This is a genomic window from Natrarchaeobius versutus (assembly GCF_041205745.1).
In the GTDB taxonomy this organism is placed as follows: Archaea; Halobacteriota; Halobacteria; order Halobacteriales; family Natrialbaceae; genus Natrarchaeobius; species Natrarchaeobius versutus.
This window is the reverse complement of sequence record NZ_JBGFCC010000001.1, coordinates 813,279-826,447: the sequence shown is the minus strand read 5'-3', so window position 1 is coordinate 826,447 and position 13,169 is coordinate 813,279. Positions and strand designations below refer to the sequence as shown.

The 13,169-nt window shown below is 62.7% G+C and carries 11 protein-coding genes; 4 read left to right on the top strand and 7 right to left on the bottom strand.

Annotated features, from left to right (window positions below; all coding sequences use genetic code 11):
• Positions 1 to 58: 58 nt before the first annotated feature.
• Both AB7C87_RS04155 and AB7C87_RS04150 read right to left on the bottom strand, forming a co-directional pair.
• Positions 59 to 1,075, bottom strand: a complete 1,017-nt coding sequence (locus AB7C87_RS04155) for a Gfo/Idh/MocA family protein (protein WP_369728133.1) — start codon at positions 1,073 to 1,075, stop codon at positions 59 to 61.
• Positions 1,076 to 1,766: 691 nt separating this feature from the next.
• A complete protein-coding gene (locus AB7C87_RS04150; RefSeq protein ID WP_369728132.1) occupies positions 1,767 to 2,621 on the bottom strand; it encodes an NAD-dependent epimerase/dehydratase family protein in 855 nt (284 codons plus the stop codon).
• Between the two features lie 161 nt (positions 2,622 to 2,782).
• Between AB7C87_RS04150 and xacF the strand changes: the two genes are divergently transcribed.
• Both xacF and AB7C87_RS04140 read left to right on the top strand, forming a co-directional pair.
• Positions 2,783 to 4,243, top strand: coding sequence for a 2,5-dioxovalerate dehydrogenase (gene xacF, locus AB7C87_RS04145; RefSeq protein ID WP_369728131.1), 1,461 nt, complete (start codon positions 2,783 to 2,785; stop codon positions 4,241 to 4,243).
• Positions 4,244 to 5,068: 825 nt separating this feature from the next.
• A complete protein-coding gene (locus AB7C87_RS04140) occupies positions 5,069 to 5,521 on the top strand; it encodes a hypothetical protein (protein ID WP_369728129.1) in 453 nt (150 codons plus the stop codon).
• Positions 5,522 to 5,914: 393 nt separating this feature from the next.
• Here the strand turns inward: AB7C87_RS04140 and AB7C87_RS04135 are convergent, their stop codons facing one another.
• Positions 5,915 to 6,604 (bottom strand): helix-turn-helix domain-containing protein, encoded by a 690-nt coding sequence (locus AB7C87_RS04135; RefSeq protein WP_369728128.1) that lies wholly within the window; start codon positions 6,602 to 6,604, stop codon positions 5,915 to 5,917.
• 162 nt (positions 6,605 to 6,766) lie between these two features.
• Positions 6,767 to 7,318, bottom strand: coding sequence for a DUF7974 family protein (locus AB7C87_RS04130; RefSeq protein WP_369728127.1), 552 nt, complete (start codon positions 7,316 to 7,318; stop codon positions 6,767 to 6,769).
• Positions 7,319 to 7,537: 219 nt separating this feature from the next.
• On the opposite strand from AB7C87_RS04130, the gene AB7C87_RS04125 reads away from it, so the two are divergent.
• Together AB7C87_RS04125 and AB7C87_RS04120 are read left to right on the top strand one after the other, a co-directional pair.
• Entirely contained in the window at positions 7,538 to 8,122 is a 585-nt protein-coding gene (locus AB7C87_RS04125; protein ID WP_369728126.1) for a DUF8054 domain-containing protein, read from the top strand.
• 216 nt (positions 8,123 to 8,338) lie between these two features.
• Positions 8,339 to 9,610: an ethylbenzene dehydrogenase-related protein gene (locus AB7C87_RS04120; RefSeq protein WP_369728125.1), complete on the top strand. Its 1,272-nt coding sequence runs from the start codon at positions 8,339 to 8,341 to the stop codon at positions 9,608 to 9,610.
• A 106-nt stretch (positions 9,611 to 9,716) separates the two neighbouring features.
• Here AB7C87_RS04120 and AB7C87_RS04115 read toward each other — a convergent pair whose 3' ends face one another.
• From AB7C87_RS04115 to AB7C87_RS04105, 3 genes are read right to left on the bottom strand one after another with little or no spacing between them, the layout of a single operon-like run.
• Positions 9,717 to 11,087 carry an ABC transporter ATP-binding protein gene (locus tag AB7C87_RS04115; RefSeq protein WP_369728124.1) on the bottom strand — a complete coding sequence of 457 codons (1,371 nt, stop codon included), beginning with the start codon at positions 11,085 to 11,087 and terminating at the stop codon, positions 9,717 to 9,719.
• Positions 11,080 to 12,150 carry an ABC transporter ATP-binding protein gene (locus AB7C87_RS04110; protein ID WP_369728123.1) on the bottom strand — a complete coding sequence of 357 codons (1,071 nt, stop codon included), beginning with the start codon at positions 12,148 to 12,150 and terminating at the stop codon, positions 11,080 to 11,082. Before AB7C87_RS04110 ends, AB7C87_RS04115 begins: the two co-directional genes overlap by 8 nt.
• Positions 12,150 to 13,166 (bottom strand): ABC transporter permease, encoded by a 1,017-nt coding sequence (locus AB7C87_RS04105; RefSeq protein WP_369728122.1) that lies wholly within the window; start codon positions 13,164 to 13,166, stop codon positions 12,150 to 12,152. Before AB7C87_RS04105 ends, AB7C87_RS04110 begins: the two co-directional genes overlap by 1 nt.
• Positions 13,167 to 13,169: the final 3 nt, after the last annotated feature.

Sequence of the window (13,169 nt, the reverse complement as noted above, 5' to 3'; positions counted from 1 at the left end):
CCGGGACCTGATCACGGAGGTTTAGCCCGGAACGGATCACGAATGTTAGACCGGAAGGTCAGGGACCGCTTCTCTCGTCGCGAACGGCCGCGACGTCGACCCACTCCTCGCGTTCGATCGCCGCTTCGATGGCGAACACGACGTCGTTCGTCTTTCGCGCCTCGGGGAGCGGAACCATTGGTTCGCGGTTTTCCTCGATCGCCTCGACGAAGTCACGCACTTGTGCCGGAATACCCGTCCCCAGGTGGAACGGTTCGGCCGTCGCGTCGTCGCCGTCGATCGTCTCGAAGGACTCGAGTTCGTCCTCGTACCACGCTATCGAGCCTTCGGTTCCGTGTACTCGCAACGTGATCGGCTCCTGTGGGTAGACGGCGGTCGATCCAGTGATCTGCCCGTAGCCTCCGTCGGCGAACTCGACGCTGACGACGACGGTGTCCGGAACCTCGATGTCGTGGTGGCGGGCTTCGGATTTCGCGGCGACGCGTTCGATTCCGCCCGTCGCCCACTGGAGCAAGTCGATGCCGTGAAGCGCCTGGGTGTGGAGGATTCCACCGTCGACATCGGCGGTTCCGTGCCATCCGACGTCGTCGTAGTACGACGGTTCACGGTACCATTTCACCTGGACCTCACCGAGGACGAGCTCACCGAGGCGCCCGTCCGCAAGCGCCTCTCGAGCCAATCGTGGACCGCCACAGGTCCGTCGCTGGAAGATACAGCCGGCCGTGACGTCAGCTCGCTCGCAGACGTCGACCAACTCGTTCGTCCGCTCGGGCGTGATCTCCAGGGGCTTCTCACAGAGAACGTCGACCCCGGCCTCGGCGAGTGCCGTGACGATTTCGAGGTGGGTTCCGTTTGGCGTACAGACGCTCGCGGCGTCGAGTTCTGCGTCGCGTGCCATCTCCGCCGGGTCCGTGTACCAGGCGGTATCGTACGTCTCCGCGAACGATCGTGCGATCCCCTCGTCGACGTCCGCACAGGCGACGAGCGTCGCACCGTCGATCTCCTCGATCGCATCGGCGTGGTTCGTTCCCATTCCAGCACAGCCGACGACGCCGTATCGAATCGCGTTGTCCATTTCTGGTATCGACGACCGACGAAGCGCGCAGTTATAAATTCTCCTGTAATCGACAGGGGAGTCATCTCTCGTCGAGCCGATTATGTTCTCGAGTTCGACCCAAGACGTTCCCCCACGGGGAACGATGCCGTCACGTACCGGCAATTTCGTCCGCGTGTCTCACCCAGAGCCGTTTCTGACGAACGGACCGTATACGAACTATCCATTTATCGACGCCGTTCCGATCTTTCGCGAATGCTCCCGGTCGAACGGCCGAGTTTCGCCCCACTCGTTCCCTCTTGGGGAACACAGTGTTATTACAGTGGTACGATTGTATACGATCTTCATCGTCTCCGTCAATTCCGTCGTCGTGGGGCCGAATACGCCGAGCGCATCGCCTCGAGAGAGAGCAGGTCGCCGGCCACCTCGAGCGACGATCGAAGCGAGCGAACGGATCGTGGACGACCGAAGGGTTGTCTCCCCACCATCTGTTCCTCACAGGGGAACAATATGGGTGACGAATCGGCGTCGCTGGCGACGTCGTTCGGAGAGGCCTGCGAGTCGAGGACTCGTGGAGATCGACCGGTGGCGGCCGTCACCGACAAAACTGTGCAGTTTTCGACGGTCGAGACGGGATGAAGGACAAGGAGGTGCGATAGGAGTCGTTTTCCGTCGACGCACTCTCGCTTGCGAACTGGCGGCTACTATCGTTTCACCGACCACGGCCCTCGGGAGGTTCATCCCAGGTTTCGGCGTTGTCCTGTGGATCGTAGCCGATCGCGTTCCGCGCGTGTTCGATGCTGTACCAGCGCCTGTCGTTGTCGCTGACGCCGCTGAAGATGTCGAAGCCTTCTTCGTCTGCCTGGAGACAGCAGTCGATCATGTGTGCGAAGTCCCGGCGTGACTGCCACATCCCCTTCATCCGTGCGACCCACTGGCGATACTCCTCGCTTTCGCGTTCGAAGACCCCATCGTCGACGCGCGCCTCGGCGTCGCCGTAGGGATGGTCGTACTCCGGCATGTTGACCGTACAGATTCGAAGCGCGTGGAACCGTTTTGGATACTCGAACGATTCGACGTAGTACCGCCCCAGATCCTCGCCGAAGCTTTTCGAGGCGCCGTAGTAGGAGTCGGGCCGAACCGGATCGTCGGCTGTCAACCGAAACGGGGCGTCCGCCCCGAAGTACAGCTCCGGTGCGGTCTCGAGTTCGTACATCCCCATGACGTGGTTGGTCGAGCCGAAGACGACGGTCTCGAGTTCGGCCTTCCGGGCGGCCTCGAGTGCGTTCACCATTCCGATCACGTTCGGCTCGAGAACGTCCTCCCAGGTGCCGTCGGTGTCCGGATACCCCGCGAGGTGGATCATCGCGTCGGTTCCCTCGGCGGCCCGTTCTAGGGCCGCGGCGTCCGCGATATCGGCGACGATCGTCTCGTAGCCGCCGTACTCGTGATCGTCGGGTCGGTCGGATCGGTTCAGGTAGGTAAACTCGTAGGCGGGGTCGTCGTGGAGGTGGTCGATGATGGCGGTTCCACATCGGCCGTACGAGCCAGTCATCAGAACGTCCATACGAGGCGATTCTCACAGAAGGTCATAGGTACTTTGGTCGGTCGACCATAGCGGCGACGAAATCGTACTCGAGTGCGTCGGCGACCCAGACACTGACGTCGCGAGGTGTTGTCGCCGGATCCACAATAGTTGTATACGATGACAGTGAACCACCCGCCTGTATGCCGACGGAGTACGACAACTACGTCGACGGTCAGTGGATCGAATCGGAACGTGGCGGGACGTTCGACGTCCGAAACCCCGCGAACGCGGACGAGATAGTCGGTGCCTACCAGGACTCCTCGCGTATCGACGTCGAGACGGCGGTCGACGCCGCAGTCGGCGCACAGGAGTCGTGGCGTCGGACGCCCGGCCCCGAACGCGGGTCCGTCCTCACGGCCACCGGTGACGCCCTCGAGGACCGAAAGACGGAAGCGACCGAAACGCTCGTCCGCGAGGAAGGAAAGACGCGAAGCGAGGCGGCCGGCGAGGTCCAGCGTGCGATCGACATCTTCCGATACTACGGACAGAAAGCGCGCGACCTCGGCGGGACAGCGAAGGCCGCCAGCGGACCGGCGACGGAGTTATATACGAAGCGAGAGCCCCTCGGCACCGTCGGGCTGATCACCCCCTGGAACTACCCGATCGCGATCCCCGCCTGGAAGATCGCGCCCGCGCTCGCGACCGGAAACACGCTCGTGATCAAACCCGCCTCGGCCGCGCCGAACTCGAGTAGAATCCTCTTCGAATGCCTCGAGACGGCGGGAATCCCCGATGGCGTCGCGAACCTCGTGACCGGCTCCGGCCGCGAGGTCGGAACGCCGCTGGCCGAACACGAGGACGTCGACGCCGTCTCGTTTACTGGGAGTACGACCGTCGGCACCGCCGTCGCTCGGGCGGCGGCGACCGACCTGACTCGGGTGCAGTGTGAGATGGGCGGCAAGAACCCGACGGTCGTCATGCCGAGTGCCGACCTCGAGACGGCCGCCGAAATCGTCGGCGTCGGCGCCTTCGGGACGACGGGACAGTCCTGTACCGCCTGCTCGCGTGCCATCGTCCACGAGGAGGTTTACGACGAGTTCCTCGAGGCGCTTACCGACTACGCGGCGTCGCTCGACGTCGGGCCCGGACTCGAGGATCCCGATATGGGTCCACACGTGAACGCGAGCGAACTCGAGTCGACCCTCGAGTACGTCGACGTCGCCCGCGAGGACGGTGCGACGCTCGAGGCCGGGGGGTCGAGACTCACCGGTGGCGAGTACGACGACGGCTACTACGTCGAGCCGACGGTGTTTTCGGACGTCGAAAGCGAGATGCGGATCGCCCAGGAGGAGGTGTTCGGACCGGTGGTCGCGGTCCTGCCGGTCGGGGATTTCGACGCGGCCGTCGCGGTCGCGAACGACGTCGAGTACGGCCTCTCCGCGAGCATCGTTACTCACGACCTGGGTCAGGCCAACCGGTTCGTCGAGCGGGTCGAAGCCGGCGTCGCCAAGGTCAACGAGAAGACGACTGGCCTCGAACTGCACGTCCCCTTCGGCGGCTACAAGGGCTCCTCGACGAACACGTATCGCGAACAGGGCGATGCGGGTCTCGACTTTTTCACCTCGATCAAGACGGTGTACATGAACTACGGTGGTCGTTGAACGGCCGGGACACTTTCACTCGAGTGCGAACGGGGAAATCGCTTCACCGATTCCCAACCGATCACCGCTCCTCGATCGATCCGTGACGATTCCGGCGGTACTCGAGCGACGATACTCGACCGACAGCTAGCCGGACGGCCAAAAGATAAGGTATATTACCTATATAATATACTTTTGCCATCACTTTTGGGTCGGTTCGGGGCTGATCGTGAAATCGCCGGAAATGGGTCCATTGAGAGACAATATGGCGTCTTTCGATAGAGAATACGGTTGGATCCGTAGGCCGCACGAAATCGAACTCTAAAATCGCTACTATGCCGTACTGTGGGAAATTTCCTGGATATGAGTATCATGCCTGGGACACCAGTAGTGGTTCAATAATATTTTTTCAATCATATTTCATATACGAACTCTGTTATCTTTGAGATGGTCCATCCGCCGCCGGTTCGGGTAAGGCCCACCACCCGCGTCCGCTCACGACTCGAGCGAGCGACTGCGGTCCGAGGCGGGACCCCACTCCGGCGACGGTCGGTCGGTAATGGGTACTTAATGTATCCACGGATGAAGCCACGAGGACTTCCGTTCGCCGGTCGTTCGATCCACTGCGTCGAGTGAGACGGTCTGTGACGACCGATTTCCGGTCGACTGCCGTCGTGCGATCGGTCGGTAGCGACTCGTCGCAGTCCGTACGAGACGGCGTAGTGCAATTCGCTGTCGGGCAGTACCGGCACACCCGCGATGGTCCCCGTCCGTGCCGGACGATCGAGACAGCAGATTGGATGGGATGGGAACGAGGACGGAACAGGTGTACACTCGGATGGACCAATGATCGAGGCGAACGTGGTGGTTGCTGGAGTCAGTCTCGTTCTCGCGGTATTCGTCGGTCTGGTTGCACACGAGGGGTTACACGCGCTCGTACTTCGACTGGCACGCGTCGAGTACACCGTCGTTTACGGTCCGGATCGTACCGGCGGCGCGTTAGGGATGCTTGCCAGTTGCCCGTGGGCGCTGGTTCGGCCATATCCGACCGGCGATGAGTCTCCGTGGATATTCCGCATATCGGCGCTCGCACCGCTCGCACTCGCCGCTCTCGTCTTCGGACTCGTGGGGTTCGATCTCGTCTCGCTCGAATCGCCGGTCTCGGTAGCCGTGGCGATCGGGATTCTCGGCTGTTCGATCCCGAGTCCGCAGGATTTCTCCGTCGCGTTCTACGCACATCGCCTTCTGGAGGAGGTCGACGACACGTTCGTTCTTCCGACGCATTCTCGCGCTGATTGACGGTCACCGCGTTGGTTTCCTCTTCTTATCGGTGTTCTCGGCACTGTCTCCGATTGCGAGACGCTTCGAGTCTCGAGGACGGTACAAAAGGATCACAGGAGCGGCCACACAGCCACGAGTGGCCGCAAGCGTCGGTACGAGCACGAGTGATCCACCGGCGCTTACAGGGGTAGTCGTCTGGCAGTGCGTCACGGGGTCGGTTACAGCACCGACGAATGGTTTGTCGCACTGTCTAATAATAAAGCTACTTGTTGGGGCAGATTCGACAATCTCTCCTCATTAGGTAGACGAACATCCAAAACTTGGTGGATAATCGAACATATTCGAAAAGTACATCTCGAGGAGAACTCGATTTTCACGAGTGCCAAGTGAGGGCATCTCGGGTGGTGACGATCACGGATCGATCTTCGTCCGCGTGATGCCTTCGGAGAGCTCCGCGCTGATGAGCGCCTCGTGGCTCCGTCGAAGGCGTTCGGAGAGCGCCTGGTGTGAGATTCCCAACTCCGTGGCGAGTTCTTCGAGGGTCACTTCGCGAGGGACGGCGAAATACCCCAGATCGTGTGCCACACGGATCGTCTCGTACTGCGTCTCCGTCAACGGCGTCCGGGCGCGGGCCAGGTCGTCGATGCCGGTCACGCGCGTCACGTCCACGTCGAACTCGTACTGTCCGAACAGGTCGTAGGCGTCCGACACCGCCTCTCGGTCGTGAAAGAGAAGCTGTACCGACCAGGCGTCGTCCCCGCCGCGGGCGGTCAAGATCGCACCATCGTTGTCAGTGACGATCTCCTGAAACAGCTTGACGCCGTCTTCGAACTCGAGACGGAACAGACAGCCGTCCTGATCGTCGCTCGCCCGGATCGAGTCGGGTTCGGTCGCGGTCGTCAGGCTCGCAATCACGTCGATGGAGGGATCGGCCTCGAGCGCCCGCTGGAGCGTTCGTCGATCCGCCCCCGACGCCCGCACGAGTGGCGAGGAGCCACCGATCATTCCGGCGATCCGAAACTCGAACGTCGGCACGCGATCGAACGTCCGCTCGAAAGCGAGACGATCGGCTGAAACCTCGAGTTCGACGACCGTGGTCATCACCCGAATCCACCACGGAACGGTATAGACGGATTGGGTTTCCGGTAGCCTTTCCCGCCACCCAATCGGGATGAGTGTCGTCCGAAGTTGACCCTCCAGCCTGCTAACGTTTGTCCGGTCCGACCAGTTGGCGATCGCGGGTCTCGTTGGGTTACGCTCGAGTTACGGCGATCGATCCGACGGCGTCAGTCGAACGGTGGTTTCGTCCGCGAGCCCGCCGGCCGCCGGATCGTCCACGTTCACCGCGGCGGAAATCGCGTATTCGCCAGGGGTGGCCGGCTCCCACTCGGAATTAGAGACGCGGAACATGCCGTTCCACCGCCGCGTAAACCGCTTGCGTTCGCCCCGGCCGAACCGAAAGCTGTGGGGATCGTCCGGCGGATCGGACTGCGGGACTCTGGACGCCTCGAGTGCCCCGTCGACCGACCACGTCCACCGGACTGGCGACGCGGTCCGGATCGTGATCGGGAACGGCATCGCGTTCGACATCGTGACGTGGATGGAAACCGACTCGCCCACGCTGTACTCCTCGCGTGGCGTCTCCACGTCGACCGAAATCGCACGATACCGGAGCCAGTCGGGAACGAACAGTCGACTCACCGCCGCCCCGGGAAGCCACCGGACCGCCTGTGGCGTTCGATCTTCGCCCTCGGCCGGCGCGTGGGGCTCGTCGTCGTCTCGGTGTAACGCTCCCGAATCGTAGATCCGACGCATTGATTACTGCTAGCACCCGACTCAGTGGCAAAAGCGTTCGGTCACCGTCGATCCCGAAACGACGGATTGGGTCCAGCTAATCTCGACCGATTCGACCGGCGTCGACCCAGTTCGATTCGGTCCGAGTCGAAATCGGCGATTACGAACGAACTCGACTCGAGCGAGCAGAGAATCGACGCAACGCTATAGTGTGAGGATATCGTTACCTGTTCGCACACCATGGCCGACAAATCGACCGAGGAGCGGATCAGATACCGTCGCGAACACGCCGTCGATCCCGAGGCGTTCCTCCGGTCGATCGACGCGATCCGGCCGTCCGACGGTGACGAACAACTCAGGTTTACGGCCGCGTTCGAGGCCGACGTCCGGGACCACCTCGAGACGTTCCGAGCGCGTGGCATCGACGAGGCGATCGTCGCGGAGATCTTCGGCGTCGACGAGGAGCAGGTGACCGTTCCGAGCCGTCCGTACACGGCGTTTCGGATCCGGAATACGATCCGAAACTGGCCCTCGTCGGACGCCCTCGTCTTCGACGCCGCGACGGATGCATCGATACGCGAGGCGACCTATCGGTGGGCTGACGTCCCGCCCAGACAGCGATACCGCATCCTCCAGTCGCTTCGGTCGTTTCAGGACGACTGCTTTTTCTGCTCCGGAACGATCGAGTTCAGCGACGGGCCGGTGCGGTCGTGCTGTAGCGACCGGCAGGTGTTGACGGTTCGGTGTGGCGATTGCGGTCGCCGGTTTCTCGAGTTCACCGCCGATCGATCGACCGTCGGGCCGGCCGTCTCGAGCGGGGAGTAAGACGGATCGGCGTCCAAAGCACTGCGGAATTCTCGCTACCGACGGCGTTTTTCGTTGCACTCGATCTGGCGCACCCGTAGCTAGTTATGAGTTCACTCGCGATACTGAATGAGACCCGATCAATGGCGACGAATCAACAGCGTTCGAATGCCACACCCACCAGAGCGGATGTGATCGTCGGACGACGGCGGTCGAACACCGGGAGGTAAACCGGCGATGACTGATCACTGGCGTCCGGAGCAGACGTTGAAGCGACTCGACACCCAGATCGCGTTCAATTCAGCGCAGATCTACTTTCGATTCCGCTGGGATCAGCCAAACCCTGGCGGCTGGGTCCACGACATGCTCGTCTACCGTAACGGCGAGTGGAGGCGGTTCGCGAACCCGTCTCCCTGGATGGGCGCGGGCGATCATCCCGACCACGCCGGCTTCTACGAAGACCGCATCAGTTTCCTGCTCGACGACGGCTCCGTCGAGGGGTTCGAGGAGTTCGGTGGCTGGTTGACTGCTCACACCGGAATGCGATCTCTGCCGAGTGAGGCCTCCGAACGGGCCGTTCGGGAGCACGAACACCTCGGTGACGACGGTCTCGGGAAGACCGACGTTCGAAAGTACATCCCGCAGGCGTGTGAAGGAGAGTGGTGGGAAAACGACTGGCGACGGATCAGACCGGAGGGTGAACTCGAGGCGCTCAAGCGAGACGGCGTCTTCCTCGATCTTCCGATGTGGCGTGCCCACCGAAGCAATCCGAAAGGATACGGAACCGACCACCACGTCCTCGAATATCGACACAGCGACCAGGGACAGAACACGTACACGACACAGGAGTGGAATCCGACGGACGGGCCCGAGTACATGTGGGACCCCGACGTCGTCGAACGTGGTGCGCTCGATTACAGCGAGATTCGAGATGGGACGTTCCCGGATCAACAGGACGGAACGTACGCATTAGAACTGGAGGATGCAGTCGAATTCGATCCGAGTATCGCAGAGTGGGAGGGGGCGATGATCCCACGCCGTCCGCTTCGAGAACCGCACGGGAGCGCTGCGGACTGGCGGGGATCCGGAATCTGGGAGGACGGTTCGTGGACCGTCGAGATGTGGCGTGACCTCGAGACCGATCACCCTGCAGATACGAAACAGTTGGTTCCCGGAGGGGTTTACACCTGGACACCAGCCGTTCACCACGGTGCTGGAAAGCGCTGGCACTGGGTAGCCTACCCCTACAAACTGGGACTCGGCGTCGAACCGACCGTCGCCGGCGATCGCCACACCACCGAAACGGCCGAACTCGTCGCGGAGGTGTTCACCGGCGACGAACCCGACTGGGACGACGTTTCCACCCACACGATCCCGCTGATCTTCCCCGGCATCCTCGAGTGGTCCGATCTCACGAGTGATTCTCACCCGCGCCACGAGGCGATCCGAAATGCGGACGTGACGATGTGGGAACTCTACGAGAAGGATCCGGAATCGTTCCTCGAGTGAGACCGGTCTCGAGTGACTCCCAGCGTCGGCGGCGAGGAAGTCATCGAGCACGCTGTTTACGAAGCGCCGGTCGAAACACCTCCTCGAGAACCGTCTGTGACGCCGATCAGTCGTCGGCGGCCGCCTCGCTTCCGTCGTCCGCCGGCGTCTCGAGTGTGTCCCCGGTCCGATCGTCGTGGAGCAAACACGCGACCTCCTGGGTGCCGTCGACCGCGAGCAGGTCGGGACGGACCGTCTCACACGGCGAGACGAACGCCTCCTCGAGCGCGTCGGCCATCGCGTCGGGATCGGCGGCGTGGAGCGTCCGGATCGCCTCCGCGGTCAGCCGTTCGGCCTCCGGATCCGAGAGCGTCGCGGGAATCTCGAACGCCGATCGGACGACGTCCGCGAGCGTGTCGACGTCTTCGTCCTCGAGGTCGGGTCGAATCGTTCCCTGGCGGCCCAGACTGACCAGTTCGGTCGTCGACGTCGCCTCCCTGGCGGCGAGTTTGAGGTCCAGCACCGACCGCCACACGGACTGCTCGAGATCGAACTCCTCGGGTGGAATCACTCGATGACAGCGCGTGTGAAACCGACAGCCCGACGGCGGATCGATCGGCGACGGCACCTGCCCCTCGAGCAGGATCTTCTCGCCCACCCACTGTGGATCCGGCTCGGGAATGACCGAGAGCAACGCCTCGGTGTACGGATGTTTGGGGTCGGCGAACAGTTCCCGCGTCTCGCCCACCTCCGCCATCTCACCGAGGTACATCACGCCGACGCGGTCGGCGATGTGTTCGACGACGCTCAGGTCGTGGGCGATGAAGACGTACGAGAGGTCGAACTCGGTTTGTAACTCCTCGAGGAGGTTCAGGATCTGGGCCTGAACGCTGACGTCCAGGGCGCTAACCGGCTCGTCACAGACGATCACCTCCGGGTCGACGGCGAGCGCGCGGGCGATTCCGATGCGCTGGCGCTGGCCGCCGGAGAACTCGTGTGGGTAGCGGTGGGCGTGACTCGCGTTCAGGCCGACCGTCTCGAGGAGGTCGTAGATGCGCTGGGTTCGGCGCTCGTCGTCGGCGATACCGTGGATATCGAGCGGTTCGCCGACGATGTCACCGACCGTCAACCGGGGGTTGAGACTCGAGAAGGGATCCTGGAAGATGTACTGGAGGTGCGTTCTGAGATCGCGGAGATCGGACGAGGAGAGATCAGTCAGTTCGATCTCTCGGGTCGTTCCCTCGTCGGTCTCTGACCTGTAGGTGATCGATCCCGACGTCGGCTCGACGAGTCTGAGCAAGGCGCGTCCGAGCGTCGTCTTGCCACAGCCGCTCTCGCCGACGATTCCGAGCGTTTCGCCGGGATACAGCTCGAGGTCGACCCCCTCGACCGCTCTGACCAGATCCGACCGACCGAGGAGGGTATCGACGAAACTTCCCTCGGATTCGTAGTGTTTCGTCAGGCCCGTCGTCTCGAGGATCGGGTCGCCGTCAGTCATCGGACTCACCCGAGTGGGGTCGACCCGGATCGGCCGTCTCCTCGACGTCGACGGTAAACGACAGCCCCTCCGAGAGATCGCCGGTGTACTCGAGACACCGCGCCGCTCGATCCGAGTCCGGATCGGCTTCACGGCCGGTTTTCGGCTCGGCGAGTGGCGGCTCCTTTCGCCGACAGATCTCCTCGGCGTACGGACAGCGGGGATGGAAGCGACAGCCGGACGGCACCTCGATCAGGTCGGGCATACTCCCGGAGATCGTCTGGAGACGATCGTCGCCGGCTCCAATCCGAGGAATCGATGCCATCAATCCGACGGTGTAGGGGTGTTTCGGGTCGTAGAACAGCTCGTCGACGGATGCCAGCTCGACCGACTGGCCGGCGTACATAACCATCACGCGGTCGCAAAATTCCGCGATGACGCCGAGGTCGTGCGTGATGAGCTGAACCGCGGTGTCGAACTCCTCGGCGAGGTCCTCGAGTTCCTCGAGGATCTTGGCCTCGGTCATCACGTCGAGTGCGGTGGTCGGCTCGTCGGCGATCAACAGATCGGGGTCACACGACAGCGCCATCGCGATAACCACTCGCTGTTGCATGCCGCCGGAGAACTCGTGGGGATAGTCGCCGTAACGCGACTCGGCATCGGGAATGCCGACGGTATCGAGCAGATCGATCGTCTCGGCTCGAGCCTCCTCGTCGTCGTAGCCGAGGTGGTATCGCATCGCTTCTGCGATCTGCTCGCCGATCGTATAGACCGGGTTCAACGCCGTCTGGGCGTCCTGGAAGATCATGGCGATCCGATTCCCCCGAACGCTCCTGAGTTCGTCGTCGTCCATCTCGAGGACGTCTTCGCCCTCGAGAAGGATCTCGCCGCGTTCGATCCGACCCGGCGATTCGATCAGCCGGAGCACGGAGAGTCCGCTCACGCTCTTGCCGGCGCCGCTCTCGCCGACGACACCGAATTTCTCGCCGCGTTCGATCGTAAACGAGAGGTCCTCGACGGCTCTGACGACTCCCTCCGGGGTGTAGAAGGTAACCGTAAGGTCCTTGACTTCCAGCAACGCCATCAGCCACCCCCCATCTGTGTCGTCTCGCTCGCCTGTGCGTCGAGTGCGTCGTTGATCGCGTCGCCGATCATGTTCATGGCCATCACGAAGATGAAGATCATGATGCCCGGGAAGAACGTCGCCCACCACCGCCACTCGCCGCCGGCCGAGACGATCGTATCGCGTTCGATCTCGAGCATCGTCCCCCACTCGGGCGTGTCGGCGGTGAATCCGAGACCGAGGAATCCGAGGGCGGCGACGCCGATAACGACGGTTCCGATGCTGAGCGTGGCTTGGACGATCACCGGCGCGATGGCGTTCGGAATGACGTGACGCGAGAGGACGGTGCGGTCGCGGGCGCCCAGCGCCTTGGCCGCGAGGACGTACTCGTTTTGTTTCACCTTCAAGATCTCGCCGCGGATCAGTCGGGCGTAGATCGCCCATCCGGGGAGAGCGAACGCCGCGACGAGTTCCCAGTACCCTCGCCCGATCATGGCAATGATGACCAGCGCGAGGACGAGTCCGGGGAAGGCAAACACCATGTCGACGATGCGCATCAACACGTCGTCGACCGTCCCGCCAAAGTATCCCGAGATGCCGCCGTAGACGATCCCGAACGAGGCGGCAAGCGCCGTCACGATCAGACCGATCGAGACGCTAAAGCGGGCGCCGTACATCACTCGCGACAGGATATCGCGGCCGAGCCGGTCGGTCCCCATCGGGTGGCCCAGGGACGGCGACTGGTAGGGTGCGCCGACGCCCGTACTCGTCGGGTCGAACGGAGCCAGCGCGAACGGCTGGACGGTGTACCCCCACGCCTCGATCGGTCGCGCGAAGACGGCCGAGACGACCATGAGCACGACGACGACGGCACCGATCAACGCGAGTCTGTCGCGGACGATCTGTCTGGCGACCCTGTACCATCGGCTCTCGACGTCCCGTTCGACCTCGTCGCCGACCGCGGGATCCGACTCGAGGTCGCGGGAGCGTTCGCCGTGAAAGCCGTCGATCTTGATACGTCCTCTCTCTGTTGACATGGT

Coding starts and splice junctions, on each gene's coding strand:
- AB7C87_RS04155 (WP_369728133.1), bottom strand. CDS start 1,075: ATGGACAACGCGATTCGATACGGCGTCGTCGGCTGTGCTGGAATGGGA.
- AB7C87_RS04150 (WP_369728132.1), bottom strand. CDS start 2,621: ATGGACGTTCTGATGACTGGCTCGTACGGCCGATGTGGAACCGCCATC.
- xacF (WP_369728131.1), top strand. CDS start 2,783: ATGCCGACGGAGTACGACAACTACGTCGACGGTCAGTGGATCGAATCG.
- AB7C87_RS04140 (WP_369728129.1), top strand. CDS start 5,069: ATGATCGAGGCGAACGTGGTGGTTGCTGGAGTCAGTCTCGTTCTCGCG.
- AB7C87_RS04135 (WP_369728128.1), bottom strand. CDS start 6,604: ATGACCACGGTCGTCGAACTCGAGGTTTCAGCCGATCGTCTCGCTTTC.
- AB7C87_RS04130 (WP_369728127.1), bottom strand. CDS start 7,318: ATGCGTCGGATCTACGATTCGGGAGCGTTACACCGAGACGACGACGAG.
- AB7C87_RS04125 (WP_369728126.1), top strand. CDS start 7,538: ATGGCCGACAAATCGACCGAGGAGCGGATCAGATACCGTCGCGAACAC.
- AB7C87_RS04120 (WP_369728125.1), top strand. CDS start 8,339: ATGACTGATCACTGGCGTCCGGAGCAGACGTTGAAGCGACTCGACACC.
- AB7C87_RS04115 (WP_369728124.1), bottom strand. CDS start 11,087: ATGACTGACGGCGACCCGATCCTCGAGACGACGGGCCTGACGAAACAC.
- AB7C87_RS04110 (WP_369728123.1), bottom strand. CDS start 12,150: ATGGCGTTGCTGGAAGTCAAGGACCTTACGGTTACCTTCTACACCCCG.
- AB7C87_RS04105 (WP_369728122.1), bottom strand. CDS start 13,166: ATGTCAACAGAGAGAGGACGTATCAAGATCGACGGCTTTCACGGCGAA.